Annotated in this window: 17 protein-coding genes and 1 pseudogene; 7 read left to right on the top strand and 11 right to left on the bottom strand. The window is 73.9% G+C overall.

Features of this window, described 5'->3' with window-relative positions; genetic code table 11:
* Nucleotides 1–65: 65 nt before the first annotated feature.
* Both ACS04_RS24150 and ACS04_RS24145 read left to right on the top strand, forming a co-directional pair.
* Nucleotides 66–1,970 carry an ABC transporter ATP-binding protein gene (locus ACS04_RS24150; RefSeq protein WP_063839298.1) on the top strand — a complete coding sequence of 635 codons (1,905 nt, stop codon included), beginning with the start codon at nt 66–68 and terminating at the stop codon, nt 1,968–1,970.
* The gene (locus ACS04_RS24145; RefSeq protein WP_048478818.1) at nt 1,967–3,745 is read left to right on the top strand and encodes an ATP-binding cassette domain-containing protein; all 1,779 of its coding nucleotides are present in this window, start codon (nt 1,967–1,969) and stop codon (nt 3,743–3,745) included. Before ACS04_RS24150 ends, ACS04_RS24145 begins: the two co-directional genes overlap by 4 nt.
* 60 nt (nt 3,746–3,805) lie before the next feature.
* On the opposite strand, the gene ACS04_RS24140 is transcribed toward ACS04_RS24145, so the two are convergent.
* The 3 genes from ACS04_RS24140 to ACS04_RS24130 all read right to left on the bottom strand — a co-directional run bounded on the left by ACS04_RS24140 (nt 3,806) and on the right by ACS04_RS24130 (nt 5,815).
* Complete coding sequence (locus ACS04_RS24140) at nt 3,806–4,273, bottom strand: response regulator transcription factor (protein WP_342449526.1); 468 nt, start codon at nt 4,271–4,273, stop codon at nt 3,806–3,808.
* 268 nt (nt 4,274–4,541) lie between these two features.
* On the bottom strand, nt 4,542–5,360 hold the full coding sequence (locus ACS04_RS24135) for a DUF1206 domain-containing protein (protein WP_048478816.1): 819 nt from the start codon (nt 5,358–5,360) through the stop codon (nt 4,542–4,544).
* Between the two features lie 5 nt (nt 5,361–5,365).
* A complete protein-coding gene (locus ACS04_RS24130; RefSeq protein ID WP_048478815.1) occupies nt 5,366–5,815 on the bottom strand; it encodes an SRPBCC family protein in 450 nt (149 codons plus the stop codon).
* Between the two features lie 211 nt (nt 5,816–6,026).
* Here ACS04_RS24130 and ACS04_RS24125 point away from each other — a divergent pair, with 211 nt between their 5' ends.
* Both ACS04_RS24125 and ACS04_RS24120 read left to right on the top strand, forming a co-directional pair.
* Complete coding sequence (locus ACS04_RS24125; protein WP_048478814.1) at nt 6,027–6,581, top strand: hemerythrin domain-containing protein; 555 nt, start codon at nt 6,027–6,029, stop codon at nt 6,579–6,581.
* Between the two features lie 184 nt (nt 6,582–6,765).
* Nucleotides 6,766–7,830 carry a mechanosensitive ion channel family protein gene (locus ACS04_RS24120; RefSeq protein WP_048478813.1) on the top strand — a complete coding sequence of 355 codons (1,065 nt, stop codon included), beginning with the start codon at nt 6,766–6,768 and terminating at the stop codon, nt 7,828–7,830.
* On the opposite strand, the gene ACS04_RS24115 is transcribed toward ACS04_RS24120, so the two are convergent.
* The 6 genes from ACS04_RS24115 to ACS04_RS24095 all read right to left on the bottom strand — a co-directional run bounded on the left by ACS04_RS24115 (nt 7,821) and on the right by ACS04_RS24095 (nt 11,539).
* Complete coding sequence (locus tag ACS04_RS24115; protein ID WP_048478812.1) at nt 7,821–8,483, bottom strand: DUF4230 domain-containing protein; 663 nt, start codon at nt 8,481–8,483, stop codon at nt 7,821–7,823. The two genes, ACS04_RS24120 and ACS04_RS24115, sit on opposite strands and share 10 nt — an antisense overlap.
* Before the next feature lie 72 nt (nt 8,484–8,555).
* On the bottom strand, nt 8,556–8,678 hold the full coding sequence (locus ACS04_RS40105; RefSeq protein WP_280921027.1) for a hypothetical protein: 123 nt from the start codon (nt 8,676–8,678) through the stop codon (nt 8,556–8,558).
* Between the two features lie 71 nt (nt 8,679–8,749).
* A complete protein-coding gene (locus ACS04_RS24110; protein WP_048478811.1) occupies nt 8,750–9,214 on the bottom strand; it encodes an ATP-binding protein in 465 nt (154 codons plus the stop codon).
* Nucleotides 9,215–9,336: 122 nt separating this feature from the next.
* Complete coding sequence (locus ACS04_RS24105) at nt 9,337–10,290, bottom strand: sensor histidine kinase (RefSeq protein ID WP_245236515.1); 954 nt, start codon at nt 10,288–10,290, stop codon at nt 9,337–9,339.
* Entirely contained in the window at nt 10,287–10,595 is a 309-nt protein-coding gene (locus tag ACS04_RS35445) for an STAS domain-containing protein (protein ID WP_053080920.1), read from the bottom strand. Before ACS04_RS35445 ends, ACS04_RS24105 begins: the two co-directional genes overlap by 4 nt.
* Nucleotides 10,596–10,603: 8 nt before the next feature.
* A complete protein-coding gene (locus ACS04_RS24095) occupies nt 10,604–11,539 on the bottom strand; it encodes a SigB/SigF/SigG family RNA polymerase sigma factor (RefSeq protein ID WP_053080919.1) in 936 nt (311 codons plus the stop codon).
* 161 nt (nt 11,540–11,700) lie between these two features.
* On the opposite strand from ACS04_RS24095, the gene ACS04_RS24090 reads away from it, so the two are divergent.
* Nucleotides 11,701–12,048, top strand: a complete 348-nt coding sequence (locus ACS04_RS24090; protein WP_048478808.1) for an STAS domain-containing protein — start codon at nt 11,701–11,703, stop codon at nt 12,046–12,048.
* Here the strand turns inward: ACS04_RS24090 and ACS04_RS24085 are convergent.
* Nucleotides 12,043–12,573 carry an ATP-binding protein gene (locus ACS04_RS24085; protein ID WP_107438677.1) on the bottom strand — a complete coding sequence of 177 codons (531 nt, stop codon included), beginning with the start codon at nt 12,571–12,573 and terminating at the stop codon, nt 12,043–12,045. The genes ACS04_RS24090 and ACS04_RS24085 overlap by 6 nt on opposite strands.
* Before the next feature lie 274 nt (nt 12,574–12,847).
* On the opposite strand from ACS04_RS24085, the pseudogene ACS04_RS24080 reads away from it, so the two are divergent.
* Nucleotides 12,848–15,691: pseudogene (locus ACS04_RS24080) on the top strand (hybrid sensor histidine kinase/response regulator); the annotation flags it as partial.
* 52 nt (nt 15,692–15,743) lie between these two features.
* Nucleotides 15,744–18,164 carry a SpoIIE family protein phosphatase gene (locus ACS04_RS24075; protein ID WP_048478807.1) on the top strand — a complete coding sequence of 807 codons (2,421 nt, stop codon included), beginning with the start codon at nt 15,744–15,746 and terminating at the stop codon, nt 18,162–18,164.
* A gap of 82 nt (nt 18,165–18,246) precedes the next feature.
* Here ACS04_RS24075 and ACS04_RS24070 read toward each other — a convergent pair whose 3' ends face one another.
* Complete coding sequence (locus ACS04_RS24070; protein ID WP_048478806.1) at nt 18,247–19,806, bottom strand: mucoidy inhibitor MuiA family protein; 1,560 nt, start codon at nt 19,804–19,806, stop codon at nt 18,247–18,249.
* Between the last annotated feature and the right edge of the window lie 5 nt (nt 19,807–19,811).

Raw genomic sequence — 19,811 nt, 5'->3', positions numbered from 1 at the left:
ATGTCGGGCCCGGGCGGTTCGCCGCCCGGGCCCGCACCACGTACCCGCGACTGGAGGACCCGTCGATGAGCCCCCCCGACGCGGAGGCCGGTACGGCGCAGTCCGCGGCCGTGGCACGCACCGCCGACCGGGCTCTCGTGGCGGCGGCCCGGCACAGCGCCGGGCGGACCGCCGCCGTACTCGGATGCACGCTGGGGGCCGCCGCGGCGGCGCTCGCCGAACCCGCCGTCCTCGGCCACACCCTCGACCTGCTGCTGCGCCGCTCCCCGTCGGGCCCCGCCTGGACCCTGCTGTGCGCCGCGGTCATCGCTGCCGAAGTCCTGCTGGACGCGGCCGCCGCCCGGCTGACCGGCGAGATCGACGGGCGCTCGACCGCCCGCCTGCGCGCCCTCGCCCTGACCGGGCTGTTGCGGACGGCCCCGCACCACGCGGCCCGCCACGCACCGGGCGAGACCGCCGCTCGGCTGACCGCGCACGCCGCCGAGGCCGGCAAGGTCCCGGCCGCGGTCGCGCACGCCGCCGCCGCGCTGCTCCCGCCGCTCGGCGCCGTCACCGCCCTCTTCCTGATCGACGTGTGGACGGCGCTCGCCTTCCTCGTCGGCGTTCCCTTCCTGGTGCTCCTGCTGCGGGCCTTCGCCCGCGACACGCACACCAGCATCGCCCGCTACCAGCAGGTCCAGCTGGAGACCGCCGGCCGGCTGACCGAGGCGCTGGCCGGGGCCCGCACGATCGCCGCCGCCGGCACCGCGGAGCGCGAACGCGCCCGGATCCTCGCCCGGCTGCCCGAGCTGGGCGCCGAGGGCCGGCGGATGTGGCGGGTCTACGGCGGTACCACGGCGCGCTCGTCGACCCTCATGCCGCTGCTCCTGTACGCGGTCCTGGCCGTCGGCGGCCTCCGCCTGTCGGCCGGGGCCCTCGGGGTCGGCGAACTCCTCGCCGCCGTACGGTACGCGGGCCTCGCGGCCGGCATCGGCGCCGTCACCGGCGGGCTCGCGGCCGTGGTCCGGGGCCGGTCCGCCGCCCGCCGGACCGCCGCCCTGCTGGCCCTGCCAGCACTCGGCCACGGCCGGGCGAGGCTGCCGGAAGACGGCCCCGGCACCCTGGAACTGCGGGGCGTGCGGGTCGTGCGCGGCGGTGCGACGGTCCTGCACGACGTCAGCCTGGTGATCCCCGGAGGCGCCACGGTGGCCGTGGTGGGCCGCTCAGGGGCGGGCAAGACGCTGTTCGCCGCCGTGGCCGGGCGGCTCACCGACCCCGACGCGGGCCGGGTGCTGCTGGACGGGGTGCCCCTGCCCGAGCTGTCCGCCGAGGCGCTGCGCCGCGAGGTCGGGTACGCCTTCGACCGGCCGGTGCTGATCGGGGACACGCTCGGCGGGGCGATCGCCTTCGGCTCCGGTCCGGACCCCGGCCCGGAAGAGGTGCGCGCCGCCGCCCGTGCGGCCGGAGCCGACCCGTTCGTACGGCGCCTGCCCCACGCGTACGCCACCCTCCTCGCCGACGCGCCGATGTCTGGCGGGGAGGTACAACGCCTTGGACTGGCGCGGGCGTTCGCGCACGCGGGCCGGCTCCTCGTACTGGACGACGCCACCTCCAGCCTCGACACCGTCACGGCCCGGGAGGTGGAGCGGGCCCTCGCCCGCGAGATCCGTCCCGGCACCCGGATCGTGGTCGCGCACCGCCTCTCGTCCGCCGCCCGCGCCGATCTCGTCGTATGGCTGGAGGGCGGACGGGTCCGGGCGACCGGACCCCACGCCGAACTGTGGCGGCACGAGCCCGCCTACCGGGCGGTGTTCGCCGCCGGGACGGAAGAGGACGGGACACGGGGGACGGACCGCGACGCGGAGCGACCCGCGGAGCAAGCCGTGGAGCAGTACCCGGAGCGGATCACCGAGCGGAACACGGATCGGAACACCGTGCGGAACGCGGATCAGAACACCGGGCAGAACACCGAACGGGAGGCGGCGCGATGACCGGGGGAGGGGCCTGGAGCCGGGTTGCCCCCGAGGGACGGCGGTTCCTGCGCGGCCACAGGAGGGCCCTCGGACGGCTGGCCGGGTGGTCGCTCCTGGAGTCCGCGCACACCTTCCTCGGCGGCTACGCGGTGGCCCGGGCCCTCGACGACGGCTTCCTCGCCGGCCGCACCGCCGCCGGTCTCGGCTGGCTGGCCGCGGCCGGAGCCGGAGCGCTGCTCGGCGGCTTCGCGCTGCGCGGGGTGTTCGCCGGGCTCGCGGACCTGGTGGAGCCGCTGCGGGACGGCCTGGTCCGGCGGGCGGTGCGCCAGGCACTGGATCGGGCGGTCGCCGACCCGGCGGGAGCCGGGGACACCGGCGCGGTGTCCCGGCTGACCCAGCAGACGGAAATGGCCCGGGACTCCTTCGCGGGGCTGGTCCTGACGGTGCGGTCGTTCGTGTTCACCGCCGTGGGCGCTATCGTCGGGATGGCCGCACTCGCACCCGTGCTGCTGCTGGTCGTACTGCCTCCCCTCCTGCTGGGCGTGGCCGCCTTCCTGGCCACGCTGCGCCCCCTGGCCGCCGTACAGCGCCGGTCCCTGGACACCGACGAGGCGCTGGCCGACCGGGTGGGGACGCTGGCCGAGGGGCTGCGCGACATCGCCGCCTGTGGCGGACAGGCCCCCGCGCGGGCCCGCGTGGAGCCCCTGATCAGCGCGCAGGAGCGGCTGGCGCGCACCCTCGCGGGCTGGGCGGCGCTGCGCACCCTGGCCCTGGGCACGGCGGGCCGGCTGCCGGTGGTCGCGCTCCTCGCGGCGACGCCCTGGCTGCTGGGTCGCGGGATCACCGCCGGTACGCTGGCCGGGGGCCTCACCTACCTGTTGCAGTCCCTGCTGCCCGCCCTCAACTCCCTGATGACCGCGCTGGGTTCCGCCGGAACCCGGCTGCTCGTGGTCCTCGAACGCTTCAGTGCCCCGGTGGCGGCGGACCCGGCCGGCCGCGGGACGGCGCAGCCGGTCCAACCCCCGCCGAGCCGCTCCTCGAACGGCGCCGCGGCCGAGCTCCGGGGCGTCACCTTCGCCTACGGCCCCGGTGCGGCGCCCGTACTCGACGGCCTCGACCTGGTGGTGCGCCCGGGGGAGCACCTCGCGGTGGTCGGACCGAGCGGAATCGGCAAGTCCACGCTCACCGCCCTGCTCGCCGGCATGCTGTCACCCGACGCGGGATCGGTCCTGGTCGCCGGAGCGGCCGCCCGCCGGGAGCCGGGGGAGGGCGCCTGCGCGCCCGACCCCCGGCGGACCCTGCTGCCGCAGCAGGCCTACGTGTTCACCGGCACGGTACGGGAGAACCTGACCCACCTCGCCGCGGCCCCGGGCGCCCCCGCACCCGGCGACGCCGAAGTGCGGCGCGCCGTGCGCGCCCTCGGGCTGGAGGACCTGGTGGCGGGGCTCGGCGGTCTGGACGGCGAGGTGTCCCCCCGGCTGCTGTCCCGGGGCGAGAGCCAGCAGCTGGCGCTCGCCGCCGCCTACCTCTCGCCCGCTCCGCTGCTGCTGCTCGACGAGGCCACCTGCCACCTGGACCCGGCCGCCGAGGAGCGTGCCGAACGGGCCCTCGCGGAGCGCGGCGGCACCCTCGTCGTCGTGGCCCACCGCGTCTCCTCCGCGGCCCGGGCCGACCGGGTCCTCGTCCTCGACGGGACCCGTGCCGTCTGCGGGACACATGAGGAACTCCCCGCCAGGTCACCCTTGTACCGCGATCTGGTGGGGAGATGGAGCCAGGGGGAGTCCGCGCGGTAGCGCCGCCCCGCCGGGATGGACCCGGCCGCCGCCGGGATCAGACGCAGCCGGCCGGCGGGATCAGACCCAGCCGGCCCGGCGGGATATGCGGATCGCGTCGATGAGATTGCGGGCCCCGGTCTTGCGGGTCGCCGCGGCCATGTAGTTGCGCACGGTCCCGCTCGCGAGGTGCAGCGTACGGGCGATCTCGGCTATCGAGTCGCCCTCCGCGGCCCGAATGAGCACGCTCAGCTCCCGCGGGCTCAGCGGTAAGGGGTCGGCCTCCATGAAGGCGGAGGCCAGTGAGGCGTCGATGAACCGTTCCCCCGCGGCGACCTTCCGGACGGCCCGCACGAGCCGCCCCGGCGAGCCGTCCTTGTCCACGTAGCCGCGCGCCTCGGCGCGGAACGCGCGGTGCAGCAGTCCGGGCGCGCCGGTGGAGGCGAGTACCACGACCGGCGCCGGGGGCGCGAGGACCTGGTGGTCAGCACGCTTGTCGGCGCCGAGGGCGGCCGTCGTCCCCGGACAGTCGAGGTCGACGACCGTCACGTCTGGTCGTAAGGAATCGGACTGGCGTGCCGCGGCCCTCCAGCCGGACGACGTGACCTCGAACGGACCCTCGGATCTCAGAAGGGCGGCGAGTGCCGACCTGACCAGGCTGACGTTGTGCAGAACCAGGACCTTCGTCATCGCGTGCGCTCCTCGGTAGACGTACCAACGGCACCACGGGTGCCCCCGTTCAGGGCTGATGGAACGTCACTGCGGGGGGCTTGCAGGGGCGTACGGGCAAGTTGGCCGAGATCCCACGGTTCCCGTGTCAGACCTCGCGCCATCGGGCCATCGCCCAGGAGAACACCCCGAAGAGCATCAGCCCGACGGCGACCGCGACCAGGAGCCAGGGTCCCGCCGCGGTCCCCGTGAACGACCTCAGGGTGTCGTCGACGCCCTTCGCCTGTCCCGGGTCGTAGCGCACGGCGGCGTACACGACGAAGGACCCGGCCGCCGCGAACACGGCGCCCCGGGCCAGCCCGCCGCCGACACCGAGGAAGTCGACGGCCGCCCGCCCCCAGCCGGGCACCCTGCCCATCGCGAGGTGCTTGCGGAAGGTGCGCCGCGCCGCCTGCACCGCGATGACCACGCCCGCGACGGCGATCCCGAGGCCTGCCGCACCCGTCAGCCACTGGCCGCCGGGCAGCTCCAGGGCCTGGGCCGTCACGTCGCGGGACTGCTGGTCCCCGGAGTGTCCGCCGCCGCCCGCCGCGAACGACAGGACGGAGAAGGCGGCCACGGCGTAGAAGACCGTGCGGCCGGCCGAGGCAAGCCGCTTCAGCGGCTTGCCACCGTCCGGCCCGGCCGCGCCGAACACCGCCTCCGACAGCCGCCACAGCATCATGCAGACGAGCCCCACGCCGACGGCCCAGACCAGGACGCCGCCGAAGGGCTTGCCCACCAGCTCCTGGAGGGCGCCCTCGCGGTCGGCCTCCCGGCCCCCGGCCTCACCGAAGGCCACGCGCAGCGCCAGCAGCCCGACCAGTGCGTAGAGCACCCCGCGCGCCAGCAGCCCGCAGCGGGCCGTGACCTCGCGGAAACCGCCGCCGCGCGACGCCGCCCTGAACCCCTTGCCCCCGCGTCTCATGGCGCTCAGACCTCGCCCCGCCAGGCGCCCGTCTCGACTCCGCGTGACTCGATGAACAGCTTGAACCGCTTCAGATCGCCGGCCACCTGGCGCTTGACGAAGCCCAGCTTGTCGGCGGCCGACTCGGCCAGGCCGTCGGGCACCCAGTTCATGTGCAGCACGACCTTGGTGGTCGTCGCGTCGATCGGCTGGAAAGTGACCAGGCCCGCCTGGCGCGCCTCACCGTCCACCGTCATCCAGGCGACGCGCCGGTCCGGGAGCTGCTCGGTGATCTGCGCGTCGAACTCGCGCTGCACACCGTTGACGTTCGTGACCCAGTGGGTGAGCGTGTCCGTCCGCTGGTAGATGCGCTCGACCCCTTCCATGAAGACGGGGAAGTCCTCGAACTGCGTCCACTGGTTGTAAGCGGTTCGTACGGGGACGTTGACCTCGACGTACTCCTCGACGTGCGACACATGCACCCCTTCCGTAGCGTCGGCGGGCCGGCGCCGTGCGGCACCGGTCCCCGCCTCCGGACCGTTCGTGGCGCGGCTACCCGCCCCCGGTCACGCCATGCGCCGGCCGCCGCGCCCCGCGGGCCGTCCCGTTAGCGCCGCGTGAGCGCGGGTACCCGCACAGCGACCGGCGGGCGCCGCCGGTCGGAGGCGTTCGGAAAGGAGCGACAGCATGGGACGCGCAGGGGACATCATCGCGGAACTGACCGTCGACCACCGCGAGGTGGACGCGCTGTTCGACCGGATCGAGCACACCACCCCGGCGGGCGAACGGCAGAAGGCGGCCGAGCAGCTCACCATCGAACTGGTCCGCCACTCGGTGGCGGAGGAGGAGCACCTCTACCCGGTGATCCGGGAACACTTCCCGGACGGCGAACTCATCGCGGACAAGGAACTCGCCGACCACGCGCGCGTCGAGAAGCTGCTGAAGGACCTGGAGGGACTGGACGCGGCGGGCCCCGAGTTCGACCGGCTGATCGCCGCCCTGAAGACCGAGGTCACCGCCCACGTGCACGACGAGGAGCAGAACCTCTTCCCGCGGCTGCGCCACGCGTGCTCACAGGAGGACCTGGAGAAACTGGGTGACCGGGTGCGCCGGGCCAAGAGGTTCGCGCCGACCCGCCCCCACCCGGGCGCCCTCCCGTCACAGCCGCACCACCGGCTGCTGACCGCCGGCACGGGCCTGGTCGACCGCGCCCGGGACTTCCTCAGCGGTCGCGGCCGGTAGCCGTAGTCGTCAGTCGTAGTCGTCTGTCGTAGTTGCCGGCCGTAGTCGTCAGCCGTAGTCACCGGCAGCGGTCACCGGCCGCGGCCGGCAGACGATCGGGGCCGCGCCGCAGGTTTCGTGTGTCGCCCCTCCTCGTTCGGGCATGCGCGCAGAAGTCCATGCCGCCTACACCCGTCGAGGAGACATGAACCACGCCCTACGTTTGCTGATCGTCCTGGCAGGCTCCGGCCTCCTCACCGCCGCGGCCGGCTGGGCCGCCGACCTGGTACTGCGCCGAGCCGGCGCGCGCCACCCGGAAACACCCCTGTGGAACTCGCTGCGCCGATGCCGCCGGGCCCTGCAGATCCTGCTGTTCGCCGCCCTGCTCAGGGGGGCCTACCGGCAGACCGCCTGGCGGCCGCTGCGGGAGCACGAGGTGGCCGTCGGCCAGGTCCTCTCGCTCGCGCTGATCGGGGCCGGCGCCTGGCTGATCGTGGTGGTGGCCTCGGCCACCGTGGAGTCCGGTTACGCGCACTACGCGGCCGGCACCCGCGACCCCGCCAGGCTTCGCCGGGTCCGTACCCAGGTGACCTTGATCACGCGGGTCCTGACCGCCGTCGTCGCCGTCGTCGCGGCCGCGGCGATGCTCCTCACCTTCCCCAGCTTCCGCGCACTCGGCACGTCCGTGCTCGCCTCCGCCGGCATCATCGGCATCGTGGCCGGCGTCGCCGCCCAGTCCACCCTCGGAAACCTGTTCGCAGGGTTCCAGATCGCCTTCGGCGACATGGTGCGCATCGGCGACACGGTCGTGGTCGCCGGCGAGTGGGGAGTGGTGGAGGAGATCACCCTCACCCTCCTCGCCGTACGGACCTGGGACGAGCGCCGCCTCACGATGCCGGTCTCGTACTTCACCACCCGCCCGTTCGAGAACTGGTCCCGCGGCGGCGTCCAGATGACCGGCACCGTCTTCCTGCACTGCGACCACAGCGCGCCCGTGGACCTCATACGCGACAAGGTGTACGAGATCCTGGAGAACTGCCCGCAGTGGGACGGCCGGGGCTGGGACGTGGCCGTCACCGAGACGACCCCCTCCACCATGGTCGTCCGCGCGATCGTCACGGCCAAGGACGCCGACGACCTGTGGACGGTGCGCTGCGCCGTACGGGAACAGCTCATCGCCTGGCTCTCGGAGAAGCATCCGGGCGCCCTGCCCCGCCTGCTCGTGGCGCCGTCGCCGCAGGGCGGGGCGGGGCACAGCGCTCAGCCGTAGGAGACGGTCACCTCACGGAAGCCGAGGGACCGCAGCAGCCCTTCCAGCATCGCCGTGGTGTTCTTCTCGGCGCGCTCGGCGAGACCGCTGTCGCGGGCCGCCTCGCTGATGTGCTGCACGGCCAGTTTCTGCACGGCCTGCTCACCGGCCGGGTTGTCGGAGAACAGATCGCCGATCCGGTCGAGCAGGCCCCTCTGCTTGGACACCGCGTACGAGCGGTTCGGGTCGAGGGCGGCCGTGCCGAGCACCGCGTGCGGCAGCCGGAGCGTGGCCTTGGTGCGGTCGTCGTTCACGGAGACGTTCCGTTCGCCCAGCCCGCCGAGGTCCACGTAACCGCCGACGGTGCCGGCCCCCACGTACAGGGTGCGCGTGCCGCGGATGGCGTCCGGCAGGAACGCCGCGTCCTTCTCCAGGTCCACGACCACCTGGAAGTTGCCGACGGCTGCCTCGTAACGGTCCATGTCCTGGATGGACTTGAGCAGAGCCGGTCCGGAGCGGTCCCGGGTCTTCTGGCCGAAGAGGCCGTCGAATCCCGGAACCAGGCCGAAGCGCGCCACGAGCGCGATCAGCACCACGACCACCACCACTGCGGCGGCGAGCCGTCCCCACCACGGGCGTCGCGAGCCGCCCGGCCGATCCGAAGAGGTTTCCATGCTCCGCGCATACCCCGTGGACGCCCGGCCAGCCCGCAAGCGGGGGCCTGGAGCGTGTCGCGCCGACCGGGTCTACCGGTGACGGGCCAGGGTGCGGACGAGGACGAGGAGGGCGAAGGCGATGACGATCAGGTGGACCCAGGCAGGGCCGGGCGCCGGGGTCAGGGCCGGGGAGGTGAGCGCGTTCGATGTCATACCGCGCGCTTGCCCCGGTCTCCCGGAACGACGCGCCCGTACGGGAACACGGTGGGCGGCGGCCGACCGGATCAGCCGCCGGTGGGCTTGCCCGAGGTCAGCCGCGACGCGTCGATCTCGATCCAGACGGCCTTGCCGTGGTCGTGGGTGTGGGTGCCCCAGCGGTCGGAGAGGCGCTGCACGATGTTGAGGCCGTGTCCGCCCGGCAGCCCGCGCTGCGGGGACGGGTGGCGGCGGGGGAGCGTCGTCGAGCCGTCGAAGACCTCGATCCGCAGGACGTCGCCGGCGCAGACGACGAGCTCGACGCAGCCGCCGGCGTGCAGGGACGCGTTGGTCAGCAGCTCGGATACGAGGAGCAGGGCGTCCTCGGAGGTCTCGGTGCCGTCCCAGCCCCAGTCCCGCAGAGCCTGGCGGGTGAAGTCGCGGCCCTTGGCGACGTGGCCGCGGACGCCGGACAGGCCGAGGCGGCGTCGCTGCACGACGGCGGAGGGCCCGGCGGGCAGCGAATCGCCGGTTCCCGGTCCGATGGTTTCCACTGTGCTTACCTCACCCCCACCGTTGACGCTGGTCTCTCTGCGCGTCGGAACCCCTGTGGTCCCGATAGACGCCTTCCGGTCCCCCGGCCAGGCCCGTGCCAGTTTAAGGGGAACCGGAGGTCTCAGGAACATGCCATGTGCATCCTCAGCGTCAGGCCGCTCTCCGAGGAGCGGATCTCCACCAGATCACAGAGCTGGTGGATCATCCACAGACCGCGGCCTCCGTCGACCGATGCCAGGGAGGGCCGCCGGCGTCCGGCCAGCGGGTCGGTCAGGTGTCCGGCGTCGCGGACCTCGGCCACGACCCCGCCACCGCCGGTCCGCCACAGCCGCAGCGATCCGCTCCCGCCACCGTGGGCGAGGGAGTTCGCCGCGGCCTCGCTGACCGCGAGGACCAGATCGCCGCGCCGGGCCGCGCCCAGTGCCGTGCCGCGGGCCCAGGCCTCGGTGTGGGCCCGTACCTCGCCCAGCCCCCCGAGGGTGTAGGCGAAGCGGGGCACGACCCCGCCGGGTTCGGGGAGCGGGCCGTCCCACTCGGTGGGGATCGCCGGTGCCTGCGCGTACTCCGGGCTGAGCAGGTCCTTTCCCTCCGCGATGAGCGTGGGATGGGTGCGCCGGGCGTCGGCCACCACCGCGTCGGGCAACCCCAGGACGTCGTACGGGCACAGGACGGTGGCCCGGCGGCCCGCGAAGGCGGTGTTGATGAGGGCCTCGTGACGAGTGGCCTCCAGCACCTCGGCCGGCGAGCGGCCTGGCCAGATCGGCTCGCCCACGATCCGGGCGGGCCGGCCTTCGTGGCGGCCCGCGAAGTCCTGGAGGGCGGCCAGGATGCGGCCGGGATTGCGACCCAGTCGCGTCATGTCCGCCCACGTGACCTCGGCGGCCCCGACGTCCAGGCTCTCGCGCAGGATGTCCAGCCGCGGGCCGGGCACGGCCACGAGCACCGGCTCGTCGGCGGCGAGGGCGGCCCGAACGAACCCGCCCACTCCCTCCAGGTACTCCGACTGGTCCCGGTAGAACAGGGCGGGGTGGACGAAGTCCCCGGAGGAGGCGGGCGCGGAAGCGTCGTTCATCATGCAGCGACCTCCAGCGCGGCACATTCGTCCGGGAACATCTCCACTACCTTGCGGAGCGAGTACGGCGGGTGGTGGAGCACCAGACGGCGCCCCTGCCCCGTGAACGTGGCGTTCACCCGCACGAGGGCGCCGACGGCGTCGGCGTCGAGGAAGGACACCCCGGACAGGTCGAGGTGGACGACCGGTCCGGGGGTCCGGGTGACGACGCCGAGCGCCGCGGACAGGATGGGCCGCGTGTCGAAGTCGCAGCTGCCCTGCAGCAGGGTGCCGGGACGGTCACCCAGCGGCCGGGCGGTGAGCGGCATGGCGCTGCCTACACCGAGAGCATCCCGGCGCGCAGCCGGGTCAGCGTCCGGGACAGCAGGCGCGAGACCTGCATCTGCGAGATGCCCAGCTCGGCGCCGATCTCGGCCTGCGTCTTCTCCTGGCCGAAACGGAGCTGCAGGATCAGCCGGTCACGATCGTCCAGCTGCTCCAGCAGCGGGGCGAGGGTGTGGAAGTCCTCGAAGAGCTCCATGGCGGGGTCGACGTCACCGAGACGGTCCGCCAGCGGCCGCGTCGTCCGGCCCGCCGAGCTCGCGGCCTCGTCACCTTCGGAGCCCGCGGTGTCCAGGGAGCCGCTGGTGTAGCCGTTCGCGGCGACCAGCCCGTCGATGACCTCTTCCTCGGTCAGTTCGAGGTGCTGGGCGACCTCCTTGACCGTCGGGGCCCGCCCCAGGACGTCGGTGAGGGCCTCCTGGGCCTTGGCGAGCTCCGTACGCAGCTCCTGGAGCCGGCGCGGTACGTGCACGGCCCAGGTCGTGTCGCGGAAGAAGCGCTTGATCTCACCCGTGATGTAGGGGAGGGCCAGCGTGGAGAACTCGACCTCGCGCTCGGGGTCGTAGCGGTCGATCGCCTTGATGAGGCCGATGGTGCCCACCTGGATGATGTCCTCGATGTCCAGGCCCCCGCCCTGCACCCGGGCGCGGAAGCGCCGCGCGGCGAACTGCACGAGGGAGAGGTTCATCTCGATCAGGGTGTTGCGGGCGTACTGGTACTCCCGCGTGCCCTCCTCCAGGGAGCGGAGCCGCCCGAAGAACATCCGCGAGAGCTCGCGCGCGTCGCCCGGCGCCACCTCCCGGGGGTTCCTCACCTCGGGCAGCGCCACGTCCTGCCGCGGGACTCCCGCGATCTCGTCAGCGGGCACGGACGTCGTGAACTGCGCATCGGATGCGCGAATGGGGCTTACGGCGGTGGCCGAGCGAGACATGGTGGCCGTTCCCTCCCGATTGACTGACGGCTGCGCGGGCTCTCATGCCCCCACTTTTCGTTCTTACCCCCCCGGCGCGAAAACTTTCTGCTTCCGTACGATCCAGGGGAAGGCATACTCCCATGCGGAGGCCGCATACGTGACGATCCGGGGAGGCGGACATGACCCGAGCAGGAGACTCGCACCACGAAGGCGTGGTCGGGAAAAGCTACCCGGCCGGGGCCGGATGGGTGGTGGCCGCGCACGGGGAGCTCGACCAGGACACGCTGGCCCCGCTGGAAGAAGCCCTGGCCACCGCCGCTGACCGGTACCGGCTGGTGGTGCTGGACGCGGCGGCCGTCACCTTCGGGGACTCGTCCTTCCTGAACCTGCTGCTGCGGGTGCACCACCTGACCACCCTGCGGATCGCCGCCCCCGGGGAGCAGCTGAGCCGGCTCTTCGCCTTGACGGGAGCCGATACGGTCCTGTCCGTGCACCCCAGCGTCGAGGACGCCCTCGGCGGGTCATGACCGGAGCGGCCCCTCCGGGCCCGCCCCCCGGCCCCCGCCCGGGCCCGCCTCCAGAGGGGCGTCCAGGCCCCCGTCCAGGCTCCCGGCCGCGTCGGTGTGGGGGTCGGCCCCGCCGTAGGGGCGGAAGCAGGCCGTGATCGCCTTGCCGCCGTGGCACGCGTGGATGTCCCACGCGTCCGCCAGGGTGGTGACGATCCCCAGCCCCCGTCCGGAGGTGGCGCCGCCATCCGCCTCGGCGTCCGCCGGCCGCGGGGCGGGCAGCCGCGGGTCGGAGTCGGCGACGCTGACATGGAGACAGCGGCCGTCCCACGTCAGGACCAGGTGGGCGGTTCCGGCGGCGTGCAGGTGGGCGTTGGTGACGAGTTCGGAGACGCTGAGCAGGACGGAGTGCACCGTGTCCGCCGCCGAGTCGTCCCAGGGCAGCGAGTCCAGGTGCGCGGCGGTCCACTGGCGCGCCGCCCGTACCCCCCTCGACACCGGAAACGACCGTGCCCAGCCCACGACCTTGACCGACAACGCGCTCACCCCATTTCGTCAGTTGTGTCCTTCGTCACCGATTCGTCTACCCCCCACCCGCCCCCGCACCCGTGGCATCCCGCGGCAGTGCGCGCACGCACCGCCGGGAGTGTGCGCCCGTGCTGCTTCGCGGTGATCCGTCGTGCCATAAGGTCCATCCGGTCGGCGTTAACCTTCGTCGACCGGTCGTTCGGCGAGGGGTTGACGGATGGGTGAGCGGACGGGCCCGGAGTCGCTGAGCGTTTCGCCGGGTCCCGCGGACGGGACGGGGGTCGGCGAGGCGGAGCTGCGCAGGCTGCTGGCCGCCCTGAGTGCCGTACGGGACGGGGATCTGCGCACCCGCCTGCCCGACACGCCGGACGGACCGCTCGGTGAGATCGCCGCGGTCTTCAACACGATGGCCGACCAGCTGTCGCAGGTCACCTCCGAGGTGACGCGCGTGGCCCGGGAGGTGGGAACCGAGGGGACCCTGGGCGGCCGGGCCGACGTACCCGGAGTCGGCGGTGCCTGGCTGGACCTCGCGGATTCGGTCAACTTCATGGCGGGAAACCTCACCCGCCAGGTGCGGGCCATCGCCGAGGTCGCCGGCGCGGTCGCCGAGGGCGACCTGACCCGCTCGATCACCGTCGACGCCTCCGGCGAGGTCGCCGGACTCAAGGACGACATCAACTCGATGGTCGGCTCGCTGCGCGAGACCACCCGGGCGAACCGGGAACAGGACTGGCTCACGTCCAACCTCGCCCGCATCTCGGGCCTGATGCAGGGCCACCGCGATCTCGCGGTGGTCGCCGACCTCGTCATGGACGAGCTGACACCGCTCGTCGGCGCCCAGTACGGCGCCTTCTACCTCGCCGAGGACGGCCCCGGCACCACGATGCTCACCCTGCTCGGTTCCTACGGCCGCCCCGTCGGCACCGGCGAGGGCGTCCGCTTCGCCCTCGGCGAGTCCCTGGTCGGACAGGCCGCGCGCAGCCGCCGCATCATCGCGACGGACCAGGTGCCCGGGGACTACGTCATCTCCTCGGGGCTGGGCCGCACCACCCCGGGCAGCCTGATCATCCTGCCGATCGTGGTGGACGACCAGCTCCTCGGCGTGATCGAGCTCGCCTCCTTCACCGCCTTCACCCCCGTGCACCGGGACTTCCTCGGCCAGTTGCCGGAGACCATCGGCGTCAACGTCAACACGATCGTCGCCAACGCCCGCACCGACGAGCTCCTCGCCGAGTCCCAGCGGCTGACCGGCGAACTCCAGGCGCGTTCGGCGGAGCTCCAGGTACAGCAGGAGGAACTCCAGCGCTCCAACGCGGAGCTGGAGGAGAAGGCCGCCCTCCTCGCCAGCCAGAACCGCGACATCGAGGCCAAGAACCAGGAGATCGAGCAGGCGCGGCAGGAACTGGAGGACAGGGCGCAGCAATTGTCGCTGGCTGCCAAGTACAAGTCCGAGTTCCTCGCCAACATGAGCCACGAGCTGCGCACCCCGCTCAACAGCCTCCTGATCCTCGCCCAGCTGCTCGCCCAGAACCCCACCCGCAACCTCAGCCCGAAGCAGGTCGAGTACGCGGGGGTCATCCACTCGGCCGGGTCCGACCTGCTCCAGCTGATCAACGACATCCTCGACCTGTCGAAGATCGAGGCCGGAAAGGTGGACATCAACCCCGAGACGGTGCCCCTGCCGCACCTGCTGGAGTACGTCGACGCCACCTTCCGGCCGCTGACCACGCAGAAGAGCCTCGACTTCACCGTCACCACCGCCCCGGACGCCCCGCACGCACTCCACACCGACGACTCGCGGCTGCGCCAGGTCCTGCGCAACCTGCTGTCCAACGCCGTGAAGTTCACCGAGCGCGGCGGCGTCGAGCTCCGGATCGAACCGGCCGCGGCGACCGAGGTCCCCGCCGGAGCGACCGGCCGCGGGCCCATGGTGGCCTTCCGGGTACGGGACACGGGCATCGGCATCCCCGAGCGGCAGCTGGCCTCCGTCTTCGGCGCCTTCCAGCAGGCCGACGGCACCACCAGCCGCAAGTACGGCGGCACCGGTCTCGGCCTCTCCATCAGCCGCGAGATCGCCCAGCTGCTCGGTGGCGCCGTCACCGCGGAGAGCGCCCCGGGCCAGGGCAGCACCTTCACCCTCTACCTGCCGGTCAGGTGGTCCACGTACGAGAAGGCCCCGCTCCCCGAAGCGCCCCCGGCCGCGCCGCCCGGCCCGGCCGCGGCGGATCACGCGGGCGCGCCGGCCGTCCCCCCGCAGCGGCAGCCCCGCCGCCTGCTGGTCATCGAGGAACGCCAGGGCGGACTGCTGTCCCTCGTCGCGGAGAGCGCCGAGCGGGACTTCGCCCCGCGCGACCGGCCGGCCGAGGAGCCCGGGGGCATCCAGGTCGTCGGCGTCACCAGTGCGCCGGAGGCCGCGGCCGCCCTCGCGTCGGACTCCTTCCGCTGCGTCGTCCTCGAACTCGACATGCCCGACGGCGAGGCCATGCGCTTCCTCGACGACCTCGACGACGCCCTCGACGCGGACCCCGCGCTCGCCTCCCTCCCCGTCCTCGCGCACGGCAACCCCCGCCTGAACACGGACCACGAGACGGCGCTGCGGGAACGGGCGGCGTCGCGCCCGCTGGAACTGCTGTCCAGCCTGGACGAGCTCCGCGAACGCATCGTGCTGCACCTGGGCACGGACCGGCCGGGGGACGTACAGCCCGTCGTCCACGCCGGCGCCGCCGAAACGCACACCCCCGCCCAGGTGCTCGACGACGGCCTGGCAGGGCGCACCGTCCTCGTCGTCGACGACGACGCGCGCAACCTGTACGCCCTCACCGGCGTGCTCGAACTGCACGGCATCCGGGTGCTCCACGCGGAGGACGGGCGCAAGGGCATCGAAACCCTCACCCGCAACGAGGGCGTCGACCTCATCCTGATGGACGTGATGATGCCCGAACTGGACGGGTACGCGGCGACCGCCGAGATCCGGCGGATGCCGGCCCACGCCGGCATCCCGATCATCGCGGTCACCGCCAAGGCGATGCCCGGCGACCGGGAGAAGAGCCTCGCCGCCGGGGCCAGCGACCACGTCACCAAGCCGGTCGACGCCGACGACCTCATCGCCCGCGTCCGGCACTGGCTCACGAGATGACCAACGCGCCGCAGACCCGGGACCGTCCGTCCCACAAGGAGCCGGAAACACCGTGAGCACCCCCGACACACAGTGGCACGGCGAGCCGGCACCGGAAGCGCTCACCGCCGACCCCCGCCCCCCGGCGATCCCGCACCAGGCCCCGACCCCGCTGGGACGCCTCGCCGCCACCGTCGAACGCCTGCGCGGCCAGGTGCTGGCGGCGCACGCGGCCGCGGACGGCAGGGCCCTGGTCGAACTGGCCAAGGGCATCCTCATCGGACAGCTGAGCTGCACCCCCGCCGCGGCGGCGCGGCAACTGGACCGACTGTCGCGCGAGACCGGGCTCTCCACGCTCGACCTCGCCGCGGACATCGTCAACCAGGCAGCAGGCGACCACATCAGCGAGGTCGCCGCCGAGTTCGCCGAGCGCACCGCCGCCACCGGCCCGGCCGAGCCGTCCACCGGGGCGGCGGTACGGCTGCGCACCGCGGAGAGCGGGATGCTGGCCGCCGCCGACGACCTCCAGGCCATGGCCGAATCCCTCCTGACCCACGCCCTCGAACCCCTGGGCGCGGTCGCCGTCGCCATGTGGACGGCCGCGCCCGACGGCTCCCTGGCCCTCGCCGGGTACGCCGGCTTCCCGCCCGGTGAACCCGCGCGCTGGCGCCACGTCCCCCCGGGCGTCTCCACCGTGGCCCGCCTCGCGCTGCGCGAACGCCGCCTGGTCACCCTCGCCCGGCCGCAACGTGTGGGACCGCCCTCGATCGCGCACCAGCACTGGCCCGACGGCGGACGGATGGCCGTACCGGCCGGGACGGGCGGCCGCATCCACGGCGTCCTCGAAATCTGCTGGCCCGGGCCGCTCGCACCGCAGCCCCCGCGGATCGAGCGCCAGATCGAGGCTCTCGCCGACCTCTGCGCCCGCGCCATGGACACCGCGCCCGCGGCCGACCCCGACCTCCCCGAGGCGCTCCTCCCGGACGTCTCGGAGCTGATCGACCTCGCCGAGGGACTGCACGACCCCGCCGTCGTCCTCACCCCCGTGCCCGACTCCGGGGGAGGGCCGGCCGACTTCCGCATCCGCCACGCCAGCAGCCGCTTCGTCGACCCCGCCGGCCGCCCGCGCGCCGACGTCGACGGCGCCCTGCTGCTGGAGGCCTATCCCATGGCCGCGGGCGAGAACGGACTGTTCGACATCATCGAGCGCGTGCACGCCACCGGTGAACCCTTCAGGGCCGAGCGCATGAGCCTGACCGCGCTCGTCGACCAGGTCCCCCTGACCTCGGTCGCGGACATCAGCGTCAGCCGGCACGGCCGCGCCGTTCTGCTGATCTGGCGGATCGAGGACGAGACGGCACGGCTGGCCGACCTCCTCCAGCACGCCCAGCGCCTGGGCCGGATCGGCGGCTTCGAGGAGAACCTCGTCAACGGCGAGATCACCTGGAACGCCCAGCTGTACGCGCTGCACGGCCTGCCCGTCGGCGCCCCGCCCGTACCGCTGCGGGAACTGCCCGGCCACACCCACCCCGACGACTCCGAGGCCCTCGGCCGCTTCCTGCGGGCCGTACTGCGCCACCGCCGCTCCGCCTCCGTCGACCTGCGCCTGCGCCGGTCCGACGGGATCACCCGGCACATCCGCGTCGTCGCCGAGCCCGTCCTCGACGCCGACCGGCACCTGCACGCCGTACGCGGCGCATACCAGGACATCTCGGCCCAGCACTGGACCGAGGTCGCCCTGGCCGCGACCCGCGACCAGCTCGCCCACACGGCGGCCGAGTCCGCCGAACGCAACCGCCTCGCCCTCCAGCTCCAGCACGCGATCATGCCCCCCACCCCGCCCGCCATCGAAGCCCCGGGCCTGCGCGTGGCGGTCCGCTACCGGCCCGCGGAGTCCGAGTCGCTCGTCGGCGGCGACTGGTACGACACGGTGGTCCTGCCCTCCGGGCTCGTCATGCTCTCCGTCGGAGACGTCGCCGGACACGGCATCGAGGCCGCCACCGGCATGGTCGTCCTGCGCAACGCCCTGCGCGGCCTGGCGGTGACCGGGGCGGGCCCCGCCCAACTGCTGTCGTGGCTCAACACCGTCACCCACCACCTGGCCAAGCATGTGACGGCCACCGCCGTCTGCGGGCTCTTCGACCCCCGTACCCGGGTGATGCGCTGGGCGCGCGCCGGGCACCTGCCGCCCGTGCTCGTCCGCGGCGGCGAGCCCGAGGCCTTCCCGCTCATCGAGGGCCTGCTCCTTGGAGCGCTGCCCGACGTCACGTACGTCGAACGGGAGGTCCGGCTGGAACCGGACGACACCCTGCTGATGTTCACGGACGGGCTGGTGGAGCGGCGGGACTCCTCCGTGGAGGAGTCCTTGGCCCACCTCGTGGGCGCGGCCGCGGGCGGGGCCGGCGACCTGGACCACCGGCTGGACCGCCTGCTCGCCGGGAGCCGCTCCGACACGGACGACGACACCTGCGTCATCGGGATCCAGGTCGGCTGACACCATCGGCCGCTGATGGCACGATGCCACCCGGATCGGCATCCGCGTCCGCGTCCGCATCCGCGTCGGCGGCCCCGCGGCGTCAGATCCCCACGACCTTGGCGCCCGCCGACAGCTCGTAGACCAGGGTGAGGGTGCGGCGGCCGCCGGGCGGGAGCCCGACCTCCCAGCGCGCGATCCCGTCGGCGTCGAGGGCGGGGGGCTGGGGGGAGCAGGCCTCCTTGAGCAGGCGTACCTCCACCGCCGAGACCTCCGAGACCGGGATCCGCTCCCGTACGACGACCACCCGGTCGCCCTCTTCCGCCGGCGCGGAGAACCGGGACAGGTGCACGCGGACCGTACGGGTGACCACGGTCCGCTGGGTGATGCCGGCGGTGGTCCGGGACTCCTCGGCCTCCCGCACCACGCTGTGGTCGTCGCAGCTGCCGAAGGCCAGCACGAGCGGGGCGCCGGGCGCGGTGAACCCCAGCGTGCCACGGCCGCCGAACCCACCCGTACGCACCAGGTCCACGGGCCCGGCGAGCAGCGCGTGCCCGGAGCCGTTGTCGCACCGCACCACCCGGGTGACCAGCGGAGACAGCTCCGGCGAGCAGGCGTACTCACTGCGCGCGGGCGCGGTGAACGCGGACAGCGGCACCCGGTGGGCCCGACCGTCACCGGGTACCGAGACCGGCGCGGGCGCGCCCATCACCCGCGCCTCACCGCCGTCGTCCACCCCCGGCAGGCCGAGGACCGGGGCCGGACCGATGTCCCCGATCGCCTCCTCGCGCAACTCGACGTCGACCGTTCGCCGTTCGGCCGCGGAGCGATCGCCCAGCGTCAGCCGGTCCTCACCCAGCCGAGGCGGATCGGTGGCCAGCGCGGACCGGGCCGTGGACAGCGTCAGCCGTACGCCGGACCAGTCCTCCCCGGTCCGCTGCCAGACCATCGCGTCGGTCTCCAGCGTGAGCGCGTCACCGTCGAGCACGGCCCGGTAGGCGGGCCGCCACAGCGCGCACGGGGTGAGGTGGGTCAGGCGCAGCCGGACCGGGCCGGCCGCCGCGGCGTCCACGGTCAGCTCGACATGGGCGAGCAGTTCGGCGGGCGGGGTCTCGGAGCGGGCCATGGCCCGGCGGACCTCGCCGAGTTCGGTGTCGATTGCCGGCAACCGGGCCTCGGCCGACCAGAGCTGCTGACCGAACTCCTCGCGCTCGCCGTCGACCCGGTCCAGTTCGCGGGCCCAGCGCGACGCGTCGCTCTCTCCGGAGCCGGCCCCTTCGCCGATGTCGCGCAGCAGGTCGGCGGCGAGGCGGCCGAGCACGCCGAGGCGGGCGTGCAGCCGCTCGCGCCGCTGCTCCACCGAGTACCGCTCGTCCTCCAGTTCGTGCACGCGGCGGCGCAGGGCGGAGTCGTCGGGGGACGGGAGCGGTCCGCCGGGGGTCCAGGTGCGGACCAGCCGTACGTCGAGCACGGTCGCCGGGTGCCCGGCCTCCAGCTCGGCGTGGAGGGTGCGGTCGACGGCCAGTGCGCTGACCGGCCCGAGACGCAGCCGCTGGATGCCGGCCCGGAGTTCGAGCACGGCGGTGCGCTCGACGTGGGCCCGGTCCTCCAGGCAGGTCACGGCGGTGACGGGGAGGGCTATCGGCGTGAGGGCCGTGGACATGGCTG

Origin of the sequence: Streptomyces roseus (genome assembly GCF_001044425.1) — a bacterium.
Lineage (GTDB): Bacteria > Actinomycetota > Actinomycetes > Streptomycetales > Streptomycetaceae > Streptomyces > Streptomyces roseus.
Note: the sequence above shows the minus strand (reverse complement) of the source record. Positions and strands in the feature narration are given on the sequence as shown.